This is a genomic window from Ralstonia sp. ASV6 (assembly GCF_016429285.1).
GTDB classification, from domain to species: Bacteria; Pseudomonadota; Gammaproteobacteria; order Burkholderiales; family Burkholderiaceae; genus Ralstonia; species Ralstonia flaminis.
In genome coordinates this window covers 1-19,544 of sequence record NZ_JAELUI010000107.1, presented here as the reverse complement: position 1 = coordinate 19,544, position 19,544 = coordinate 1, and the positions used below count along the sequence as shown (strand labels likewise).

Annotated in this window: 17 protein-coding genes and 1 pseudogene; 12 read left to right on the top strand and 6 right to left on the bottom strand. The window is 64.2% G+C overall.

What is annotated here, in order from left to right; genetic code table 11:
• From JHD73_RS19700 to JHD73_RS19690, 3 genes are all read left to right on the top strand, one after another.
• On the top strand, nt 1-180 hold a 180-nt coding region (locus tag JHD73_RS19700), incomplete at its 5' end, for an ATP-binding protein (protein ID WP_233177065.1).
• Entirely contained in the window at nt 164-823 is a 660-nt protein-coding gene (locus tag JHD73_RS19695) for a response regulator (RefSeq protein ID WP_199031917.1), read from the top strand. The genes JHD73_RS19700 and JHD73_RS19695, both read left to right, overlap by 17 nt.
• 145 nt (nt 824-968) lie before the next feature.
• Complete coding sequence (locus tag JHD73_RS19690; protein WP_199031916.1) at nt 969-1,514, top strand: Spy/CpxP family protein refolding chaperone; 546 nt, start codon at nt 969-971, stop codon at nt 1,512-1,514.
• A 27-nt stretch (nt 1,515-1,541) separates the two neighbouring features.
• Here the strand turns inward: JHD73_RS19690 and JHD73_RS19685 are convergent, their stop codons facing one another.
• The 4 genes from JHD73_RS19685 to JHD73_RS19670 all read right to left on the bottom strand — a co-directional run bounded on the left by JHD73_RS19685 (nt 1,542) and on the right by JHD73_RS19670 (nt 3,874).
• Nucleotides 1,542-1,982 (bottom strand): universal stress protein, encoded by a 441-nt coding sequence (locus JHD73_RS19685; RefSeq protein ID WP_199031915.1) that lies wholly within the window; start codon nt 1,980-1,982, stop codon nt 1,542-1,544.
• 139 nt (nt 1,983-2,121) lie between these two features.
• Nucleotides 2,122-3,030 (bottom strand): helix-turn-helix domain-containing protein, encoded by a 909-nt coding sequence (locus JHD73_RS19680; RefSeq protein WP_199031914.1) that lies wholly within the window; start codon nt 3,028-3,030, stop codon nt 2,122-2,124.
• A 50-nt stretch (nt 3,031-3,080) separates the two neighbouring features.
• Entirely contained in the window at nt 3,081-3,512 is a 432-nt protein-coding gene (locus JHD73_RS19675) for a hypothetical protein (RefSeq protein ID WP_199031913.1), read from the bottom strand.
• Nucleotides 3,509-3,874: a glycoprotein gene (locus JHD73_RS19670; protein ID WP_368735549.1), complete on the bottom strand. Its 366-nt coding sequence runs from the start codon at nt 3,872-3,874 to the stop codon at nt 3,509-3,511. The genes JHD73_RS19675 and JHD73_RS19670 overlap by 4 nt, the downstream gene beginning before the upstream one ends.
• A 731-nt stretch (nt 3,875-4,605) precedes the next feature.
• Between JHD73_RS19670 and JHD73_RS19665 the strand changes: the two genes are divergently transcribed.
• The 4 genes from JHD73_RS19665 (at nt 4,606) to JHD73_RS19650 (ending at nt 9,442) form a co-directional block, all read left to right on the top strand.
• Nucleotides 4,606-7,383, top strand: a complete 2,778-nt coding sequence (locus JHD73_RS19665; RefSeq protein WP_199031911.1) for an EAL domain-containing protein — start codon at nt 4,606-4,608, stop codon at nt 7,381-7,383.
• A 119-nt stretch (nt 7,384-7,502) separates the two neighbouring features.
• Nucleotides 7,503-8,006: a DUF6622 family protein gene (locus tag JHD73_RS19660; protein WP_199031910.1), complete on the top strand. Its 504-nt coding sequence runs from the start codon at nt 7,503-7,505 to the stop codon at nt 8,004-8,006.
• 105 nt (nt 8,007-8,111) lie between these two features.
• A complete protein-coding gene (locus JHD73_RS19655; RefSeq protein ID WP_199031909.1) occupies nt 8,112-8,936 on the top strand; it encodes a TOBE domain-containing protein in 825 nt (274 codons plus the stop codon).
• Nucleotides 8,937-8,941: 5 nt separating this feature from the next.
• A complete protein-coding gene (locus tag JHD73_RS19650; protein WP_199031908.1) occupies nt 8,942-9,442 on the top strand; it encodes a flavodoxin family protein in 501 nt (166 codons plus the stop codon).
• Here the strand turns inward: JHD73_RS19650 and JHD73_RS19645 are convergent.
• Both JHD73_RS19645 and modB read right to left on the bottom strand, forming a co-directional pair.
• Nucleotides 9,439-10,206 carry a sulfate/molybdate ABC transporter ATP-binding protein gene (locus JHD73_RS19645; RefSeq protein ID WP_233177064.1) on the bottom strand — a complete coding sequence of 256 codons (768 nt, stop codon included), beginning with the start codon at nt 10,204-10,206 and terminating at the stop codon, nt 9,439-9,441. The genes JHD73_RS19650 and JHD73_RS19645 overlap by 4 nt on opposite strands.
• On the bottom strand, nt 10,203-10,889 hold the full coding sequence (modB, locus tag JHD73_RS19640) for a molybdate ABC transporter permease subunit (RefSeq protein ID WP_199031907.1): 687 nt from the start codon (nt 10,887-10,889) through the stop codon (nt 10,203-10,205). Before modB ends, JHD73_RS19645 begins: the two co-directional genes overlap by 4 nt.
• Nucleotides 10,890-12,174: 1,285 nt before the next feature.
• Here modB and JHD73_RS19635 point away from each other — a divergent pair.
• The 5 genes and pseudogenes from JHD73_RS19635 to JHD73_RS19615 all read left to right on the top strand — a co-directional run.
• Nucleotides 12,175-12,324: a hypothetical protein gene (locus tag JHD73_RS19635; RefSeq protein ID WP_199031906.1), complete on the top strand. Its 150-nt coding sequence runs from the start codon at nt 12,175-12,177 to the stop codon at nt 12,322-12,324.
• Nucleotides 12,325-12,709: 385 nt separating this feature from the next.
• Nucleotides 12,710-13,903, top strand: coding sequence for a non-hydrolyzing UDP-N-acetylglucosamine 2-epimerase (wecB, locus tag JHD73_RS19630; RefSeq protein WP_199031905.1), 1,194 nt, complete (start codon nt 12,710-12,712; stop codon nt 13,901-13,903).
• Between the two features lie 57 nt (nt 13,904-13,960).
• Complete coding sequence (locus JHD73_RS19625) at nt 13,961-16,132, top strand: cellulose biosynthesis cyclic di-GMP-binding regulatory protein BcsB (protein ID WP_199031904.1); 2,172 nt, start codon at nt 13,961-13,963, stop codon at nt 16,130-16,132.
• The gene (locus tag JHD73_RS19620) at nt 16,129-18,306 is read left to right on the top strand and encodes a glycosyl transferase family protein (protein ID WP_199031903.1); all 2,178 of its coding nucleotides are present in this window, start codon (nt 16,129-16,131) and stop codon (nt 18,304-18,306) included. The genes JHD73_RS19625 and JHD73_RS19620 overlap by 4 nt, the downstream gene beginning before the upstream one ends.
• Nucleotides 18,303-19,544 (top strand): annotated as a pseudogene (locus JHD73_RS19615) (bacteriophage N4 adsorption protein A); the annotation flags it as partial. The gene JHD73_RS19620 and the pseudogene JHD73_RS19615, both read left to right, overlap by 4 nt.

Here is a 19,544-nt window from a genome sequence, read left to right as displayed (position 1 = left end):
TCTCGCAGTCGTGCGCAGGGCGGCGCAGGGCTGGGCCTGAGCCTGTGTCAGACTATTGTTGCCGCGCATGGTGGCACCATTGAGGCCAGGCCCTCGCCGCTGGGCGGGCTCTGGATCATCATCCGCCTGCCCATTCTTGATCTGCTTGATCCGCTTGCTGACCATGATTCTGATCATTGAAGACGAACCCAAGCTGGCCGCACTGACGATCGATTATCTGCGTGCCGCCCACTATGAAACCGAGTGGTTGGCCGATGGTACGAACGCGGTGCAGCGCGTGCGCGAGGCCATGCCCGAACTGGTGGTGCTCGACCTGATGCTGCCCGGAAAGGACGGTCTGGAAATCTGCCGTGAAGTGCGGACCTTCAGCGAGGTCCCCATCGTCATGGTGACGGCGCGCGTGGAAGAGATCGACCGCCTGCTCGGCCTCGAACTCGGTGCAGATGACTACATCTGCAAGCCCTTCAGCCCGCGTGAACTGGTCGCGCGCATCAAGACCATTCTGCGGCGCGCGCAGCGCGGCGGCGGCCTGCCCGAGAGCGCGCTCGTGATCGACGGCTCCGCGTATTCCGCCACGCTGCGGGGCCAGCGCCTGGATCTCACGCCCGTGGAGTTCCGCCTGCTCGCGGCATTGGCCGGTGCGCCGGGGCGCATCCTCTCGCGCGCAAATCTGCTTGAGCAGATCTACGACGACCACCGCATCGTGACCGACCGCACGGTCGATACGCACGTCAAGAATCTGCGCCGCAAGATGGAGTTGCTGAGCCCCGGCACCGACATGATCCACTCCGTCTACGGTGTGGGGTATCGGCTCGACGCTTGATGTGTTTGATGCGGCTGCATGCCGATTGTGGCGTAACAGGCGTTAAAGAAAACTCCTCTGTTTGCCCACCTTTGGTGCGACACCGATGGCTACAGTGAGCATATGGCTGGCGTGTTCGGCCGATATTCTCATCAGGAGCCTCATCATGATCGCTGTGACTTCCCGCCGCCTGGTTGCCGTTGCTGCCGGGCTTTTCTTGTCTTGTGCTGCGCTGGCCCAGACTGCCGCCCCCGACGCAACACCCATATCGCCGATGCCTGGGCATGGGCCGGGCATGATGCAGCACGGGCAGGGCCCGATGGGGCCGCACGGTATGGGGCGCCACCACGGTGGCGAGTTCTTCCTGCGTGGCCTGAAGCTGACCGAAGAACAGCGCGACAAGATTTTCGCCATCAAGTATGCGCAGATGCCGCAGGAGCGCGAGCAACACAAGGCCGTCGCACATGCGCGTCGTGACCTGCGTCAGATGGTGATGTCCGGCCAGTACGATGAAGCACGCGTTCGCACGCTGTCCGAAGCGCTGGGCCGCGCGGTTACCCGCGAAGCCCAACTGCGCGCGCAAGCCGGCGCCAAGATCATGCAGGTGCTGACGCCTGAACAGCGCAAGCAAGTCACTGATCGCGAAGCGCGGCGCATGGCCGAGCTTGAGCAGGGCGAAGATGCACCCGCGCAGGAACTGGCGGCAATGTAATCAGGCTTGCCGGTGGGGCTGCCGCCGCTAGCGGTAGACCACCACGGGCACATGCGCGTAGGTCAGCACCTTGCGCGTTTCATTGCCGATCAGCAATCGGCCCATCAAGCTACGGTGCCCGTGCGATGCCATGAAGATGACGTCGCACGCGTGCCGCTTCGCCGCATCCAGAATGCCAAGGTAGGGCTCGGCAAATTGTGAGACATCGCTGTCGAACTGGATGCCTTCTTCCTGGGCGCGCTCGGCAATGCGGTCGATACAGTCTTTCGCGTGGCCTTGCACCTGCTCCATGTAGTGCGCGTGTGGACACTCGCCCACCCCGGCGGAATACGCCATGTTGGGGAATTCTTCGATGCAGGTGTAAGCGGTCAGGCGGCAGCCTGTGGCGCGCGCGAGTTTCAATGCGCCGTCGATTGCCTTGCGGCATTGCTCGGAGCCGTCGGTCGGCAAAAGGATATGGGTAAACATGGTGCTCTCCATGGGGAACCCACTTCCAAACTACTGCACTGCACACGACACCTCTATCGTGGAAAACGCTAGGCCGGGCGCCACTCTTCAGCGGTTGCTGAAATACGGTCGTTCGTTTTTGGTGCGCACGACAGGCGAGCTACTTGCCTTGCCAAGCCTGCCGATAGCGCGAGGGCGACGCCCCGAGTTGAGCGGCAAAGCGCCGGCTGAAATGGCTCGGGCTGGCAAAGCCGCAGCGCTCGGCAATCGTTGCCAGCGACAGGGTGGTCGATCGCAGCAGGTCTTGTGCACGCGCAATGCGCTGCTGCAGAACCCACTCGTGAGGTGCGACTCCAAACGATGCGCGAAACATCCGCGCGAAATGGAATTCCGACAGATTGGCTTCGGCCGCCAGCTCCCCAATCGACAGCAGCGCGTCCAGCTCGGCTTCAATGCGTGCGGAAATGCGGCGGCACACGTGCGGCGCCAGCCCGCCGCGCACCGCCAGCGCACGCGTGCGGCCTTGTGTCTGTACGAGATATGACAGCGTATCGTTGGCCAGCGCGTTGGCACACATACGGTCGTCCAGGTCGGTCCAGTCGAGTTGAGCGATGCGTGCGCACGATTGCGCGAGGCGCGCGTCTTCAATGAAGGTGCGGTCGTGCAGGGTAAACAGGCGCGGCTCGGCGTCGAGCAGACGTACGGCATGCCCGGCCAATGCGTCGGGTGCGAAGTACAGATGGACGAAGCGCATCGGCTGCTCGATCACCCAGGCCGACTCGTGCTCGGCCGGCAGCATGCACACACGGCCCGGCGCGCCAAACAAGTTCGGCAAATCCTGCCGGTGCGTGGTGTAGCCGCCTTGCAGGTACACCGACAGTGTGTGGTGGCCCGGCTGGACGTAGCGCGCCTCGTCGTGCTCGTTGCACCAGATGGCAGCGGTTACGCCATCGCCCAGATTGGCAACGCGCTCCAGCGATGCGCGCGACCCGCGTGCAAGCGTGCCGAAGACGCTGGCGTCTGCGGTCACGCGTGGGTCAGGCGAAGTGGGGTCGAGGGTGGGGCGCACGCGTCGATGTTACCAACGATCGCGCCGCCGGTGAGGGGCGGCCTCGGCCGCTAGCCTGGGCAGAGTTCGTGCGCCACTGCACCCGCCAGGCCCACGCCATCCACGCGCTGCCAGTTGGCGTCGTTGGCGAACTGCTTCTCGATGACGGTCATGGCGCCCTGGTACAACTTGGCACGAGAGACAGAGAACTGCCGGCTGCGGCAGTCGACGGTGTAGAGAAAATCGGCCATGTCGCCGCGGAAGGCGCCGAACATGCGCTGCAATGAACGCATGCCCGCGCGATTGGATGCCTCCACGCGCACCCAGGCACTGACGGGGCCGCTGGGCATGCGCTGGATGCTGCCGGCATCCAGCGACGCATAGCTATCGGGTTGATCGGGCAGCGTGATCCAGCGTTCGGCGCCGATCACGCTGAAGGCGGTCATGGCCAGTGCGGCCAGCATGCCGGCAAGCACACCGCGCGCGATTGCGGTGCTGGTCATCGCGGCTTGGCGTTGCCGGGGACCGGAATGGCGACGGCGTCGGAGTGGCTGCAGGCCATGGTCACGCCGGATTTTTCGAAGTCGACCATCACAGCGCCAGGCTTGTCGGCCCGGCTGGGCGTGCCTGCCAGGCTGCCCGAGAGGCGCTGCATGATGGCCTGACAGGTGGGGGCCTTGCCTTCCTTGCTGTTCTTGGCGGTCGTAGTCGAGGTCGGTGCGGGGGGCTCGGCAGCAGCCGGTGCACTGGTGGTAGCTGCGTTGCGCGGCACGCTCGGCTGTGCTGAGGCATGCGCGCGCGGCAGTATCACCAGCGCGGCCAGTGTCGCTACGGCAATCAGCAATCGCGTGGAACGCCGCAACACAGGTGATGCCGACGGCGATCGGGACGTGGGGGAAAGAGACGGCATGACGGTCAAAGCACGGGGGTCAGAATGCGCCTGTAAAGCAATGCGGGCAGGCGGGATCACTGGAGTGTAACGGCACTTCGTGTCGAAACTTGACGCGGCAAACTGCCCCATCGTCCGTCTGAAGGTGATTCACCCTGCGCAAATGATTCACGCAATCGACATAATCGACCGATGTCGAGCCCGGCGCGGAACATTCACGTGCGTGTTTCGACCAACCAATATGCCGGGGAGATTTATATGCACCATCCGTATCACGGTGCGGTGCATCGTAGATCGCCAGCGCACGCAGACGGGGCAAGCAGCAACGCGGTTCGTGCGGTGCCCAAAAAAAAGGCGCCGAAAAAATGGGGTGGATTATAAAAAGGGATGGAATACCCTGCCTTTTCCGCTCTTTGTTTTTCTGGGCGGGACACTATTATTTAAAGCATGGAAGCGATGCCGGGGCAGCTATGTGCCCGGCGCTTCATGGGTCGGTTCTCCTCTCTGGAACAGATCGACACGGTCCAGAGATTTCAACCCGCGCCTCGTCAACTGAGCGCGGGTTTTTCTTTGGCGATGGTGCCCGCGCTCAGGTGATCGTGCAGAGCGCTCTTCAGTTTTCTGCCGGCTTGCCGTTGTGGATAGGGTCGAAACGTGTGTAGGCTGCGCTTTCCACTGCAGTCGCTGACCAAGCAACCGTATCCCCGATGAACCGTTCCCATCCGGCCGATGCCGGAGCCCTTCCTGTTGCCGCGGAGCTGGCCCCGGAGGTCATGTCACACCCGGCAACGGCACCTGTTACCCCGGCGCAGATCGCAGCCGAAGAGCAGGCTGCGGGCACGGATTTCGATGCGCTGGCGCGCCTGTCGTCCGATGCCGTGCTGCTGACGGTGGAAGGGCGTGTCGTGCGGGCCAATCCTGCCGCTGCGCGTCTGATGAATGCGCAGGCGCCGGAGCAGCTTGAAGGTGCACAGCTTGCCGGGCTGATCCACCCGGATGACGTGGGCCAGGCCGTGCCGCGTCTGGCGCGCATGGTGAGCGGAGGCTTGGGGGCCCAGCCCGTCGAGCACCGCTTGGTGCGTGCCGACTACACCCATGTGCTGGTTGCGAGTGAAGCCGCCGCGTGCGAGCACGAGGGTCAACCGGCTGTGATGCTGGTGCTGCGCGAGGCCGGCTCGCGCCACGCGCTTGAGCGCCACGCCGTACAGGCCCGTGCCGAAGCCTTGCAAGCACGCCGCCTGCTCGCCTCGGAGAACGCTGTGCTAGCGCAACTCGCTTCCAATGCGACGCTGTCGACGGTGCTGCGCCACTTGTGCCTGTACGTCGAGCAGGTCTACCCGAATGCCATGGCGGCGGTGCTGCTGCTGGATGCCGACAAACAGGACGAAAGCCAGACCCTGCGCATCGCTGCTGCGCCCACGTTGCCCGCGGCTTACGCGGCGACGCTGGAGAACTCGCCCGTCGGCCCCGATGCTGGTGCATGCGGCTGCGCGGTCTACCTGGGCAGTGCCGCCCTCATTGGCGATATCGCAACCGACCCGCGCTGGCAGCATGAGCGCACCGCGGCACTGGCTGCGGGCTTTGCGGCGGCCTGGGCGTTGCCGATTCGCTCTTCTCGTGGTGACAAGCTGGGCGCGCTCACGCTGTTCTATCGCCAGCCATGCCTGCCCAGCGAAGAAGAGCTGAATTTCCTCGACGATGTAACCCACCTGGCTGGCGTCGCCATTCAGAAAGACACCATCGAGCGCGGCCTGGCCGAGAGCGAAGAGCGTTATCGCCTGGCGATCTCGCACCTGAACGAGGGCGTGCTGATCCAGAATCTGGATGGCGTGGTGCTGGCAGCCAATGCCAGCGCCGAGCGCATCCTGCGCGTGCGTGCCGGACAACTGGTCGGGCGCAACCGGCTGGACCCACTACAACGCGTGATCGACGAAGATGGCAACGAGATCGCGCACGATGTCCTGCCTTCGCAGCTCGTGAAGCGCAGTGGCGAGCCGATTTTGGGGCGGGTCTACGGGCTTCTGCTCAAGACCGGCGAGTTGGTATGGATTCGCGAGAACATCATCCCGATCCGTCGCCAGGGCGAGCCGGTGCCCAGCAGCATCATGCTGTCGTTCGCCGATATCACCGACATCAAACGCGCCGAGCAACGCCTGCGCCATCTTGCGGCGCATGACGCGCTGACGGGCCTGACCAACCGCAGCTTCTTTATCTCCCACCTGGAAAACGCCATCGAGCGCGTGCGTGACGAAAGCCGCGAGCTCGCGTTGTTCTTCCTGGATCTGGACCGCTTCAAGAGCGTGAACGACACCGCTGGCCATGCCTGCGGCGACACGCTGCTGCAGAGCGCTGCCGCACGCCTGACCGACTGCATCGGCCCTGGCGACGTGATCGCCCGACTGGGCGGCGATGAGTTCGTCATCCTGATCGAGCAGCGCGTCGAAGGTAAGCGCATTGCGCTGCTGGCCGAGCGTTTGCTGCAAACCATGCGCGAGCCGTTCGATACCGTCAACGGGCGCTATTACCTGGGCGTATCGATTGGCGTGGCGCTGTATCCGCACGACGGCATTTCCGGCTCGGACCTGCTGCGCTCGGCCGATGCGGCCATGTACCGTGCCAAGCAGAATGGCCGCAACCGTGCACAGTTCTACACGGCCGAGCTCAACGCCCGCCTGCAGCGCCGCTATTTGCTGGAGAATGCGCTGCGCGACGCGCGCGAGAACAACGAACTGCAACTCGTCTATCAGCCCAAGTACGACCTGGCCAGCCATCGGATCGTTGGTGCCGAAGCGCTGCTGCGCTGGAACAGCGCCAAGCTGGGTGCCATCTCGCCGGTCGAGTTCATTCCGGTGGCAGAAGAGACCGGCCTGATCGTGCCGATTGGCGAATGGGTGCTGCGCCGTGCATGCGAACAGGCGGTGACGTGGTACGAGGCACTGGGCTATGACTTCCGCATGGCGGTCAACTTGTCAGCGCGTCAGTTCCAGGCCGGTGATGTGGTGCCGATGATCGAGCAAACGCTGGCCGAGACCGGCCTGCCACCCACCGCGCTGGAAGTGGAAATTACCGAAAGCCTGCTGATGGGCGGTGCAGACGAAGTCCGCCCGATGTTCGACGCGCTCACCGCGCAGGGCATCCGTATTTCCATCGACGATTTCGGCACGGGGTACTCGTCGCTGTCGTATTTGCAGCGTTTCCCGATCAGCAACGTGAAGATCGACCGCTCGTTCATTACGGGCATTCCGCATGATCCGGATTCGGTGGCGCTGACCGAGGCCATCGTCGCCATGGCACGCGCCCTGGGTATGACCGTTACGGCGGAAGGCGTGGAAGACGCTGATCAGGTGGAGTTTCTCGCCAAGGCTGGCTGCCAGGAAATCCAGGGCTACTACATCGGCAAGCCCGTCACGGCGGAAGGCTTTGACCGGCTGCTGCGAGCACACCTTTCAGTGGTGGATGCCGGCGTGCGCGCGGCGCTTGGCTGAGCGCTCGGTTGGCCATCCAGGCTGACTGTTCGCGCCAGCCTTCCTGCCATTCGTCGCAAACTGCTCCCATGTGCGGAATGCGGCGCCTAAGCTGGCGTCATTCCAACAGGGAGACCGCCATGCTCGAATCGATCACCTCCATCGTGTCGCACACGCCCACCTGGGTGTTCGTGGTGTTTGTCGTGCTGATTGCGTTTGGCCTGCGCCAGACGCAGCCCCGCGTGGTGTCGCGCCGTCGCCTGATCGTGCTGCCGCTGGTGGTGGCTGCGTACTCGTTCTACGGTGTGGTGATGGCGAGCCACGGCAGCGCGCTTGCGCTGGCTGCATGGCTGGCCGCCATTGCATTGGCCTTCCTGCTGACGCGCCTGATGCCACCCAGCGGCGCCGTCTCCGAATCGGCCGCCACCGTGCGCGTTCCCGGCAGCTGGGTGCCGATGGTGGTGATCCTGGGCCTGTTCACAGCCCGCTACGCTTACAACGTGATGCTGGCGATGCATCCGGAAGTGTTGCAATCCGCCGGTTTCATGACGCTGTTCAGCGCGTTGTTCGGGTTCCTGGGCGGGCTGCTGCTCTCGCGTTCGGTGCTGATGCATGTGCGGACGCCGCACCTGATGGCGGCTTGAGCTTGCCTCGCCCGACGATGCGCCGATCTGCCCCTGATCGGCGCGATGTGACCCGAATCGGCGTTAACATCCGCATGTTGCAATCTCCATCCACGACGAGACGACATGCTGGAACTCGACGGCACCATCTGGCTGCGCGCCGGTGAAGACAACTGGGGCGGACACGGCCGAATCGAACTGCTGTCCGCCATTGGGCAGACAGGCTCCATCACGGCGGGTGCCAAGGCCGTAGGCCTTTCCTACAAGGCCGCCTGGGACGCCATCGACACCATGAACAACTTGGCCGGCGAGCCGCTTGTGGTACGTACCACGGGCGGCAAGGGTGGCGGCGGTAGCGTGCTCACGCCGCGCGCGCAACGGCTGATCGACAGCTTCCGCATGCTGGAGGCCGAGCACCGCCGCTTTGTTGAACGTCTGGATGCTGCAGCCCAGGCTGCCAGCGAAGACCTGAGCGTGCTGCGCCGCCTGATGCTGCGCACGAGTGCGCGCAATACGCTGTTCGGCACGGTGGAGTCCGTGGCCCCTGGTGCCGTCAACGATGCGGTCACGCTGCGCTTGCCCGGCGGTCAGGCCGTGGTGGCCACCATCACGCAGGAAAGTACGCAGACGCTGGGGCTGGTGCCGGGCGTGCAGGCTGTTGCGCTCATCAAGGCGCCAGCCGTGATGCTGCTGCGCCGAATGGGCGATGGTATGGGCGAGTGGCGGCTCTCTGCGGAAAACCAGTTGCCGTGCGTGGTAACGGAAATTCGCGACGGCGCGGTGCAGGCCGAGGTGCGTTTGCGCCTGTTGGATGCGAACGCTGCGTCTGCGGGAGAAACCGTGCTGGTGGCCATGCTCTCGCGCACGGCGGTCGAAACGCTGGCTCTGGCTGAAGGTGTGGAAGCCGTGGCGGTGTTCGAAGCGTCGAGTGTGATTCTCGGTTTGGCCTGAGCCTCATGGCCGCGCTCAAGACGCTGCTGATCGTCTATCACTCGATGACGGGCGGCACGCGGCAGATGGCGGAAGCCGCGCAGGCCGGCGCCGCCGCGGAGGGCAGTGTTGCGGTACGCCTGCTCCAAGCGACGCAGGCTGGCCCCGGCGACGTGTTGACAGCCGATGGCTACCTCTTTGCCACACCGGAAAACCTGGCCGCCATCAGTGGTCAGCTCAAGGATTTCTTTGACCGCAGCTACTACCCCGTGCTCGACCGCATCAATGGTCGCCCGTACGCTTGCCTGGTCTGCGCTGGCAGCGATGGGCACAACGCTGCGCGGCAGATCGAACGCATCGCCACCGGCTGGCGGCTCAGGCCCGTGGCCGAGCCGATCATCGTCTGTACCCACGCGCAGGCGCCCGAGGCCATCCTGGCCGCCAAGCAGATCGGTGCAGAAGATTTGGAGCGTTGCCGCGCACTGGGCGAAGCCCTGGCGACAGGGCTGGCGCTGGGCGTGTTCTAGGACTGGCGGTTCGCAACCGCCGTCAAGTGCGGATACGGCGACAGTGGCGCCGCTTCGGGCGAGCGCACCGCATCGGCCACGACACGGCCATCGCGCAGTTCGAACACGTGGTCACCGAAGATCTCCACGTCCGCCGGATCGTGCGTGATCATCAGCATCGGTACATCCAGCCGCCGCTGCAGTGCCGACAACTCCGAGCGCATGCGCGTGCGCAATGCCGGGTCCAGCGCGGCAAAGGGCTCGTCGAGCAGCAGCATGGAGGGCTCGGCGATCAGCGCCCGGGCGAGCGCCACGCGCTGGCGCTGTCCACCGGAGATCTGCGTCGGATAGTTGGCGGCCACCGCTTCCAGTTCGAAGGTCTCGATCCACTGCTGCACGCGTGCGTCGTGCTGACCATTCAGGCGACGAGGCGGATTGAACCACCCGCGCTTGAGCCCAAAGCCGATGTTCTGCGCCACCGTCAGGTAGTTGAAGAGGGCGTAGTCCTGGAAGAGGTAGCCGACGCGGCGCTCCTGCGTGCTGAGGTTGACGCCATCTGCGTGGTTGAACAGCGTGCGGCCATTCAGCACGATGCGGCCTCGGTCAGGCGTCATCAGGCCGGCGATGGCGCGCATGGTGAGGCTCTTGCCGGCGCCAGATGGGCCGTAGAGCACCACGCGTCGGCTGTCGGAGCGCACGGCAATGTCCAGCGAGAACACGCGCGCAGCGCTCGTCAGTGTTTTCTGTATGACGAGATCCACCATCGCAGCGGGATTGGCGCTCATGCCGGTTGCTCCTGCAGGCTGGGTGCGCGGCCTTGCAGCAGGCGGCTGGCAACCACCAGCACGACGATGCAAGTGAGCGAGGTGATCAACACCAGCGTGTTGGCCGTGGCATCGTCGCCGGCCTGCACGGCTTCATAGATGGCGACCGACAGCGTCTGCGTGCGGCCAGGCAGGTTGCCGGCAATCATGAGCGTGGCACCAAATTCACCCAGTGCACGCGCGAACGCCAGCAAGACACCGGCTGCAATGCCGCGCGCAGCCAGTGGCAGCGTCACGCGAAAGAACACGGCGGCTTCCGGCAGGCCGAGCACGCGGGCAGCATTCTCCAACTGGTGATCGACGCTTTCAAATGCGGCACGCGCTGACTTCATGACCAGCGGAAACGCGACGACCGTCGAGGCAATGACCGCCCCTTGCCAGGTGAAGACCAACTGGATGCCCATGCTGTCCAGCCATCCGCCGATCGTGCCACGCCGGCCCAGCAGCACCAGCAGGTAGTAGCCCAGCACGGTGGGTGGCAGCACCAGCGGCAGCGTCAGCACAGAGTCGATCAGGTCACGCAGGCGGCTGCGCGTGCGCGCCAGCGCGTAGGCTGCGGCTACGCCCAGGATGAGGTTGAGGGCGGTTGCCCAGCCGGCCACTTTGAGGGAGAGCAGCAGGGGCGTCCAAACGGAATCGGTCATGCGGATGCGTGGTGTGCCAGGGGGGGCGGGCGTTGAGGGTGAAGGGGCCGGCGGGTGCGTTTAGCGCAATATAGGGTTGGTTATAACGGCTGGTCAATCCGTTGCGCTTGATGCCGCACATGAAACGCGGGAAATACCCTTGGCCAGAGACGGAGGCGCAGCGTAGGCACGCAGGGTGGTACCGGATCCTCAGGTGCGCGCCCGACCAAACAGCCACGGCTGGCTACGACCAATGTCATGTCGGCGGTTGCCCGGGTTGCGGCGCGCCACGGTATGCGGGTGGGTCATCTGAGCATGGCTCTGCAGTTGCTGTTTGCCAATGTGAGATGACGTTCAATCAAAACAAATTGTCGTTCAATCAAAGGTATTTGAATTCAGACCCCCCGAATGGGTGGGTGCGGCAGGCTGATATCGCTTTTGCATTCCTGTAAAATTCAATCTGTGCTAGCGCATTTGAAATCGCTTGAGAAGTGTGTACATCTGCTTTGGTAGTGCGGTGTGGGCCACTTCATCAATCATGCCATGGCAAGCAATTTAGGCGCATTCGCCATGTTTTGATGGCTAATTAGATATTAAATGCCTTGCGTGGGGTGGTGTAGGTAATTCGGGGGTATCACTTCATTTGGAAGAGCGCGTGGTGATGGAAAGCGGCTCCGCACCACAATAATGAGCGTTGGCATGCTGCAAATATCTTGTGTTGCCCGGAGTTCTTGGGCATACACGGCACTCGCCGTGAGTTGATCAGGATAGCGCCGTATTCCAAGAACGGATGATAAGGAGCCCGGTGTTGGTCGCGTTGCGTGCGCGTGCAGGTTGCTCACGGCGCTGCTGGCAGCGCGCGGTCGGGAATGGCGTGTGGAGCGGCGGCCATCTCTCCTGGTATTGAGTGCGAATTGCGACGAAATGACGCGGGCAGTGCTTTGGGGAATTAAAAGGCGGCAATGCACGCGATTGTGCTTTTTCGGTCGTCGCTGTCAAACAAATATCTTAGTGCTTTCTCAATATGTTGTTTGCTTCATAACTTGATCGGTATCCAGCGGCTGTGAAGAAACGCTAACTGAATAATCAACAATTGTTGGAAAGCCAGTACTCCCCACAGGTTGGTGGAGACGTGTCAGGGGTCTTGGGCTAGTATGCGCATCGCTGTACCCACCGAGACGCGCTGGTGCGCGGGCATGGGGGGGATGAGAACAAGAAAAATAAGTAATCAAATCAATAAAAAGGTTTAAGCCTTGGGTTGGTGGTCGGACGATGTTGGTCTGTTCTATTGGTGACGGGGAAGGTCATGAAACAACGCACGATGGTGATGCGCAGCGAATCCTGGCAAGGGATTGCTGCGCTCACTTCCATCACACGGAAAGGGACGACGTCCCCTCTGCCAACACACCCGTGCCGCTACGGCACGCGGGCTGACTTCCTGTTCGGCCCGACCTGATTCTCTGCTGACATTTTCCAGGCCCAGGAGCGCTGTGCTCCAGGGTTGACTTGGCGCGCGCCGCTGCGCGCCCGGCGTGGTGTTGCTGCCCTTGGCGCTGCACAGCGGGCTGTACGTGGTCGAGTCAACCGATCGATTGGTGATTGGGCCAAGCATTTCGGATAGGTGATTTAGCGCTACGTGCGCTCGTGGGTGATCTCTGCACGCCCGCACTCAACCTTTCTGCTGAAGTCGTTGTGAGCCGGGTGATGGCCGCTGGCGTTGCATGCGAACGCTGGTGCCCTGTAATGTCGCGCCCCGCTTGGATTGAGAACCGTGGCTGTTTCGCTTCGCGGCCATTGCCGACCGTAGCGATGCATTTGCAAGAGCGAGAGAACGAATCCTGATGTCAACCAAGATCCTTTCCATCTTCGGTACGCGGCCCGAGGCCATCAAGATGGCACCGGTGGTCAAGCAACTCGAGCAGACGCCGGGCGTGGAGTCCATCGTCTGCGTGACGGGGCAACACCGCACTATGTTGTCGCAAGTGCTCGACCTGTTTGGTGTCCAGCCGCATCACGACCTTGCGCTGATGACCGGCAACCAGACACTCAACGGTCTTGCCTCGCGGCTGATTGCCTCGATTGACGAAGTGCTTGCCACTGAGAAGCCGGACCGCGTGCTGGTGCACGGCGATACCACCACTGCCTGTGCCGCCGCGTTGGCCGCGTTCCACCGGCAGATCCCGATCGGGCACGTGGAAGCGGGCCTGCGGACCGGAAATCTCGCGCAGCCATGGCCTGAAGAGATGAACCGCCGCGTGATCGACGTGATGAGCGACCTGATGTTTGCGCCAACCGACAGCTCCAGGATCAATCTGCTGGCGGAGTCGCTGTCGGGGCGCATCATCGTGACGGGCAATACCGTGATCGACGCGCTCTATCTGAGCGCCGCGCGCATCGATGCTGACGCCGCACTGCGTGCGCAACTCGATCAGACGCTGGCGTTTCTCGATCCGCAGCAACCAGTGGTGCTGGTCACCGGCCACCGCCGCGAGAACTTCGGGGCAGGTTTTGCGGAGATCATCGCTGCGCTGGGCGATCTTGCGCGCAGCAATGTCGCGCAGATCGTCTATCCGGTGCACCTCAACCCCAACGTCAGCGGACCGGTTCGGCAGGCACTCAGTGGTGAGTCCAACGTGCACCTGATCGAGCCGCTGGACTACCTGACCTTCGTGCGCTTGATGCAGCGCTCGGCGCTCATCCTCACTGACTCGGGTGGTATCCAGGAAGAGGCGCCTGCGCTGGGCAAGCCGGTGCTGGTGATGCGTGACGTGACGGAGCGTCCGGAGGCGATTGCAGCTGGTACGGTACGCCTGGTCGGTACGCAGCGCGAAACGATTGTGCGGGAAGCGCGCATGGTGCTGGATTACCTGGCAGTCGGCGAGACGTTCGCTGGCCGCTCCAACCCTTATGGCGATGGTCACGCATCGGCCCGCATCGTGGCTGCACTGACGGGGCAGCCGTTCAAGGAATTCAACGCCGACGGCGCTGGGCATCCTCCCATCGCCGTGGCTGCCCCTGAACCCCTGCTGCGGTAACGCACCCTCAATCATTGCGAGACTATCGACGTGAATTCTGAACGTTCTTTTCGCGGCATGACACGCGCTTCGCTGGCAACGTTTGCGGTTGCCATGCTGGTCGCGGGCGGTGCTCAGGCTGCGCCGGACGACATTGGCGCGGCACTGGCTCAGCTCTCGCAGGGGCATGTCGTGACGCGCAGCCTGTCGCTGGCCGATGTTGGCATGCGCGAGCCGCTGGTGCTGCAGGCACCGGATGCCATCCGCGAGCTGTACCTGCCGGTGCCCGCCAACCTGCCGATCTCCGATGCAACGCTCCAGCTTGACGGCAGCTACATGCGCGCAGACGGCGGTCGCACCACCATGCTCGTGTCCCTGGACGGCGCACCGGTGCTGGCGCGCGGCTTTACCCAGTTTCAGGGTGATGCGACGGCCAGCCTTGGTGTTGATGGCGGCCCGCGGCCCACGGGCTTCGTCCGTCTGGGGCTGCAGTGGTCGTCCGTCATCAACGACACCATCTGTACCGACCAGACCGCCATCGGCAACGTGCTGCGGATCACCCCCACGTCGCGGCTCGTCTATCGCTTTGATCCGGCTGCGGTCAAGGACTTGCGCACCGCGTGGAGCGCATTGCCGACGGCACCGACCGTCGCGCTGAGCGCAAACAAGGTGGCTGCGCCGGCGTACGACGTGAGTTGGCGAACGATCGCGCTGCTCCAGGCAGAGAACAAGCGTCCTGTTGTGCGTGCGTGGCCTGTTGTGGGGGATACGGTTGACCTGACCGGTGTGAGCGTGCCCAAGGCATTGCAGGCGGCGCCGGCATTTGCCGCGCTGGCAGCTGGCGGCCAGCGCAAGCTGACCAACCCGGCGGAGGTGGGCGCGTTCGTGCTGCTGGCGTCGCGCTCGGCATTCGCGCCAGACATCGTGGTGGCGGATGACGCGTTGCGCGCGAGCCTGAAGGCATCGCTGGATGCATTGCGCGCGCAGGTTGCCGCAGTCTCCGCGCCGGGTGCCGAAGCCTTTGACCAATGGCGTGCGCAGACCTGGGCGCCCATCACTGAGCCGTTGGCAGCAGGTGAAGTCCGGCTTGCGCATCTGCCGGGGCAAGTCGTGATCGTGACGGGCGATGTTGGCGGGGTGGCCGCGTTGGCTGCGGCATGGCGGCCGATCGATACCTCCAACCGAATCGTGGTGCACCAGTTGGAAGGCGCACCGCACGCGTATGGCGACAAGGTTGCGCTGTCGCTGCTGGGCGGCGAGCCCCGGACAATGGAGGTGCTGGGGCGTGCCACGTGGGATGCCAGCTTTGACCTGAGCACCGTCTCCGGCCAGGGCAAGCTGCCGGGCGAAGTGGTGCTCGACATTGCGGCAGCGCCGTCGGCCAGTGTGAGCGGTCAGGTCGCGTCAGTCTATTTCAACGGCATGCTGATCGGCTCGGAGCTGCTCAACCAGAACGGCCGTGTGCAGCGCATTACGGCGCGCATTCCGCGCTACGCGCTGGGGGCATCGAACCTGTTGCGCGTGCTGTTCCAGCGCCCGCCTGAAGACGGCTGCCGGGCCCGTCTGCAAGGCTATCCGGTGGCCGTACTGCCGAGCAGCCACGTGACGCTGGAAACCGCCAGCCTGGACCCGGACTTTACCGGCATGGTTGCGCGCTTTGCCTCGCAGGCCAACGTGATCGTACCGGCCGCCTATCTGGGGGATGCAGCGGCAACGCTGCCACGCGTTGCACGCCTGGCCAACGCCGCCGGGATCGCACCCACGCGTAGCCAGCTCACCGCGGTTGCGGATAACGAGGCGGCTACGCCCAAAGACACCTTCCTGGCAATCGACGTGCCCCTGCGCGACGAGACCGGCCGTGCCGTGCTGTCAAAAGATCGCCTGACGTTGACGACAGCCTCCGACAAGCTGCTGGCCGATGTTTCGGGCCTGACCAACCTCGGCATCGTCCAGGTGGCGAAGGCGGGCAGTGCGACGGGCGTGGTCTACCGCACAGTCGGGCCGGTGGCGCCGGTATTGCCGGCCACGCTGCGCCTGTCGCGCGGCGACGTGGCGGTGGTGGCCAGTGACGGCATCGCCCGCGTGTTCGACACGCTGCACCCTGGTGAAGTGCTGCCCAGCGATGACGATCGTCCGCGCCTGACCAAGAGCTTCTGGTCGTGGGCAGGGCCGGGCGTCGTGGTGCTGGTGTTCCTGATCCTGCTGGCGGTGGCGGGCTACGCACGCCGGCGTCGTCAGTCCAAGTCGTGACGTTCGAGGTCATCCAATGGTATGCGGGCCACCTGCTGGCCCAGTACTACCACGGGCTGGAGTTGCTGGCCATCGTGGTGGCGGTGCTCATCCTGATTTCGAGTCTCGACGATCTGTTCATCGACGTGTGGTACTGGATACGTGAGGTCTATCGCTTCTTCACGGTCAAGCGCGTGTACACGCCCCTGACGGCCGAGCAGCTCAAGGCCCGTGCCGAACAGCCGATCGCCATCATGGTGCCGGCATGGCTGGAGTACGACGTGATCGCAGCCATGATCGAGAACATGGTGGGCGTGATGGACTACCGCAGCTACATGGTGTTTGTCGGCACGTACCAGAACGACGCGCAAACCATCAATGAAGTGGAGCGCATGCGCCGTCGCTACAAGCAGTTGCGCCGCGTGGAAGTGCCGCACGATGGCCCGACCTGTAAGGCCGACTGCCTGAACTGGGTCATCCAGGCCATCTTCAAGCACGAGCGCGACCACAACATCGAGTTTGCCGGCGTGGTGCTGCATGACAGCGAGGACGTGCTGCATCCGCTGGAGCTGCGCTTCTACAACTACCTGTTGCCGCGCAAGGACATGATCCAGCTGCCGGTGGCATCGCTGGAGCGGAACTGGTTCGAGCTGGTGGCCGGCACCTACATGGATGAATTTGCCGAGTGGCACGGCAAGGACCTCGTGGTGCGCGAGAGCCTGGCAGGTACGGTGCCGTCGGCCGGCGTCGGGACGTGCTTCTCGCGGCGCGCGCTGCTGGCCCTTGCGGCCGAGACAGACAACCAGCCCTTCAATACCGAAAGCCTGACCGAGGACTACGACGTGGGCGCGCGGCTGGGCAAGATGGGCATGCAGTCGATCTTTGCACGCTTTCCTGTGCAGTTCAGCATGCGTCGCAAATCGTGGTTCGGCCTGGGGCCAGAGCGCGAATTCACACTCACCATGCCGCTGTGCGTGCGCGAGTTCTTTCCCGATACCTTCCGCACGGCCTACCGGCAGCGGGCGCGCTGGGCGCTGGGCATCGGCCTGCAGGGCTGGAAGCAGACCGGCTGGACGGGCGGGCCGGCCAACCGCTACCTGCTCGCGCGTGACCGCAAGGGCATCGTCACCGCGTTTGTCGGCATTCTGGCCTACGTGCTCATCGTGCAGTTTTTGCTGTTTGCGGTGGCAGACCAGTTTGGATGGATGCCCGAGCTGATTGCCTCGCCGCTGTCGAAATATGAATGGCTGGGCACGCTGCTGTGGTTCAACGCCATCGCGCTGACGCTGCGTGTGGTGCAGCGGGTGTATTTCGTCACGCAGCTCTATGGGTGGGAGCACGGTGTGCTGTCGGTGCCGCGCATGATCGTCGGCAACTTCATCAACTTCATGGCGGTATCGCGGGCCTGGAAGATGTTCCTGACCCATCTGGTGACCGGCAAGCGGCTGGCATGGGACAAGACCATGCACGATTTCCCGTCGGAAGACGGCTTTACCGGCGAGCGTCCGCGGTTGGGCGAACTGCTGGTGACGTGGCAGGCGATCGGGCAGGAGAACCTGGACCAGGCGCTGCAGGACGCGCATGCCCGCCAGGCGCCCCTGGGCCGTGTGCTGATGGCCAAAGGCTGGCTGGACGACGAAACGCTGGCCGAGGCGATTGCCTTCCAGGCGGACCTGGAGCGCGGAGCACTCGACCTGGAGCAACTGCGCGCGCATGCGCATTTGCTACCGCTTGACACTGTGATCCGCCACCGCGTGCTGCCGCAGGGCGAAGACGCTGCCGGACGCCTGGTGGTGCTGGTCGCCAGCCCACTGCAGGACGCGGAGCTTGCGCAGGTGGCAGCCGAACTGCAGCGCGACGTGGTGCAGCGGATCGTGCGTGAAGGCGAAATTGCCATGGGCCTGCGCCAGTTGCGCGGCATGAGCGTGGTTGACGCAGGCGCATTTGCGCCGCATGCCGCTCAGGCAGACGGTACCGCCCCGGCGCGTGGCGTGCCGCTGCTGGGCGATCTGCTGATCGAGCGTGGCCATGTGCTGCGCGAAACATTCGATGCCACGCTGCGCGACTACAGCCCGCATCGCGACGGCCGTATCGGCGACTACATGGTGAGCCGCGGCGTGATCTCGCCCGAGGCACTGGACGACGTGATCAAGGAGCAGCACCGCCTGGGCGGCGTGCTGGCGGCAGCGGCATGAGGCAACCGAACGTGATACCCGCACGCGCATTCCAGCAACGTCTTCCGGCGCGCTTGGTGACGGCCGCGTTGGCGAGCGCACTGTGCGCCCCCACGCTGCTGCATGCCCAAGCGCATGACACCAAGCCCTTGCCATTGGCGGGTGCCGCCTATCGCGTCGCACAGCAGGCCTACGATGCCTGCAAGCGCCGCGCGTACAGCAGTTGCGTCGCACTGGCGCGCGAGGCGATTCGGCAGCGGCCCGACGTCATGTCGCTCCATCTGTTGCTGGCGGACGCACTGGCGGCGCAACGGCAGTATGCGCAAGCCGAGCGCGTGCTCAATGGCGCTACCGCGCGTTTTGGCCCGGACCGGCAGCTTGCCGAACAGCGCAGGCGCGTTGCCGCCTTGCGGGCACCTGCCAACGCGGCCGGGCATGGGCAGGCCAAGGACGGGGAGGGCGGACCGCTGCTGACCGGCGACGCGCTGGAGGCCGCGCAGAACGCTTACAAGGCATACAACGCCAAGGACTTTGCCGGTGCCGCGCGCTACGCCAACGAAGTCACTGCGCTGCGCCCCGATCTGAAGCGCTTTCGCCTATTGCTGATCGACGCCTCCAGCGCGGCCGGCGATGACGCCGCTGCGTGGAACGCCGATATGGCTGCCGTCCGCCAGTTTGGCGACAGCGAGCCGTTGCGCATCCGCCGCGAGTTCATTGGTGTTGGCCTGGGTATGAAGGTGGCGGAGGAGGCGCTCAACGCGCGCCAGTCGGGCGATACAGCGCGCGCCATCGAGTTGGCACGCCAGGCGGTCGTTTATGCGCCGGCGCGTTTCGACTACCGCTTGCAACTTATCGACGGGCTGCTGGCCACGGGCGATCTGCCTGGCGTAGAGCGGGCCATGGATGACGCCATTGCCTACGACGATACGGAAATCATGGCCTGGACGTTGCGCGGCTATGCACGCGCGGCGCAAGGCAAGTCGGAGGCAGCAAACGCTGACCTTGCGCAGGCGCTCAAGCAAACCGATGCCACCGCCGCGGTGCGGCGTTCGATGCAGACCATCGTTGCCGATATCTGGCTGGCTCAGGGCGAGCCGCAGCGCGTGATCGACATGCTCGGCACTCTCAAGCCGATTGATGACGACACGGATTCGCTCATCACCATGCGCGTGCATAGCGCGCGCCTGCAGCTGAAAACTGTGCAGACAACGGCGCAGGCCGCAACGGCCGCACCGGCTTCGCCCGCCGAGACGGCCGCA

Bases quoted from the DNA above. Each gene is read 5' to 3' on its own strand.
- JHD73_RS19695 (WP_199031917.1), top strand. From the start codon at position 164: ATGATTCTGATCATTGAAGACGAACCCAAGCTGGCCGCACTGACGATC.
- JHD73_RS19690 (WP_199031916.1), top strand. From the start codon at position 969: ATGATCGCTGTGACTTCCCGCCGCCTGGTTGCCGTTGCTGCCGGGCTT.
- JHD73_RS19685 (WP_199031915.1), bottom strand. From the start codon at position 1,982: ATGTTTACCCATATCCTTTTGCCGACCGACGGCTCCGAGCAATGCCGC.
- JHD73_RS19675 (WP_199031913.1), bottom strand. From the start codon at position 3,512: ATGACCAGCACCGCAATCGCGCGCGGTGTGCTTGCCGGCATGCTGGCC.
- JHD73_RS19665 (WP_199031911.1), top strand. From the start codon at position 4,606: ATGAACCGTTCCCATCCGGCCGATGCCGGAGCCCTTCCTGTTGCCGCG.
- JHD73_RS19660 (WP_199031910.1), top strand. From the start codon at position 7,503: ATGCTCGAATCGATCACCTCCATCGTGTCGCACACGCCCACCTGGGTG.
- JHD73_RS19655 (WP_199031909.1), top strand. From the start codon at position 8,112: ATGCTGGAACTCGACGGCACCATCTGGCTGCGCGCCGGTGAAGACAAC.
- JHD73_RS19650 (WP_199031908.1), top strand. From the start codon at position 8,942: ATGGCCGCGCTCAAGACGCTGCTGATCGTCTATCACTCGATGACGGGC.
- JHD73_RS19645 (WP_233177064.1), bottom strand. From the start codon at position 10,206: ATGAGCGCCAATCCCGCTGCGATGGTGGATCTCGTCATACAGAAAACA.
- modB (WP_199031907.1), bottom strand. From the start codon at position 10,889: ATGACCGATTCCGTTTGGACGCCCCTGCTGCTCTCCCTCAAAGTGGCC.
- JHD73_RS19635 (WP_199031906.1), top strand. From the start codon at position 12,175: ATGAAACAACGCACGATGGTGATGCGCAGCGAATCCTGGCAAGGGATT.
- wecB (WP_199031905.1), top strand. From the start codon at position 12,710: ATGTCAACCAAGATCCTTTCCATCTTCGGTACGCGGCCCGAGGCCATC.
- JHD73_RS19625 (WP_199031904.1), top strand. From the start codon at position 13,961: ATGACACGCGCTTCGCTGGCAACGTTTGCGGTTGCCATGCTGGTCGCG.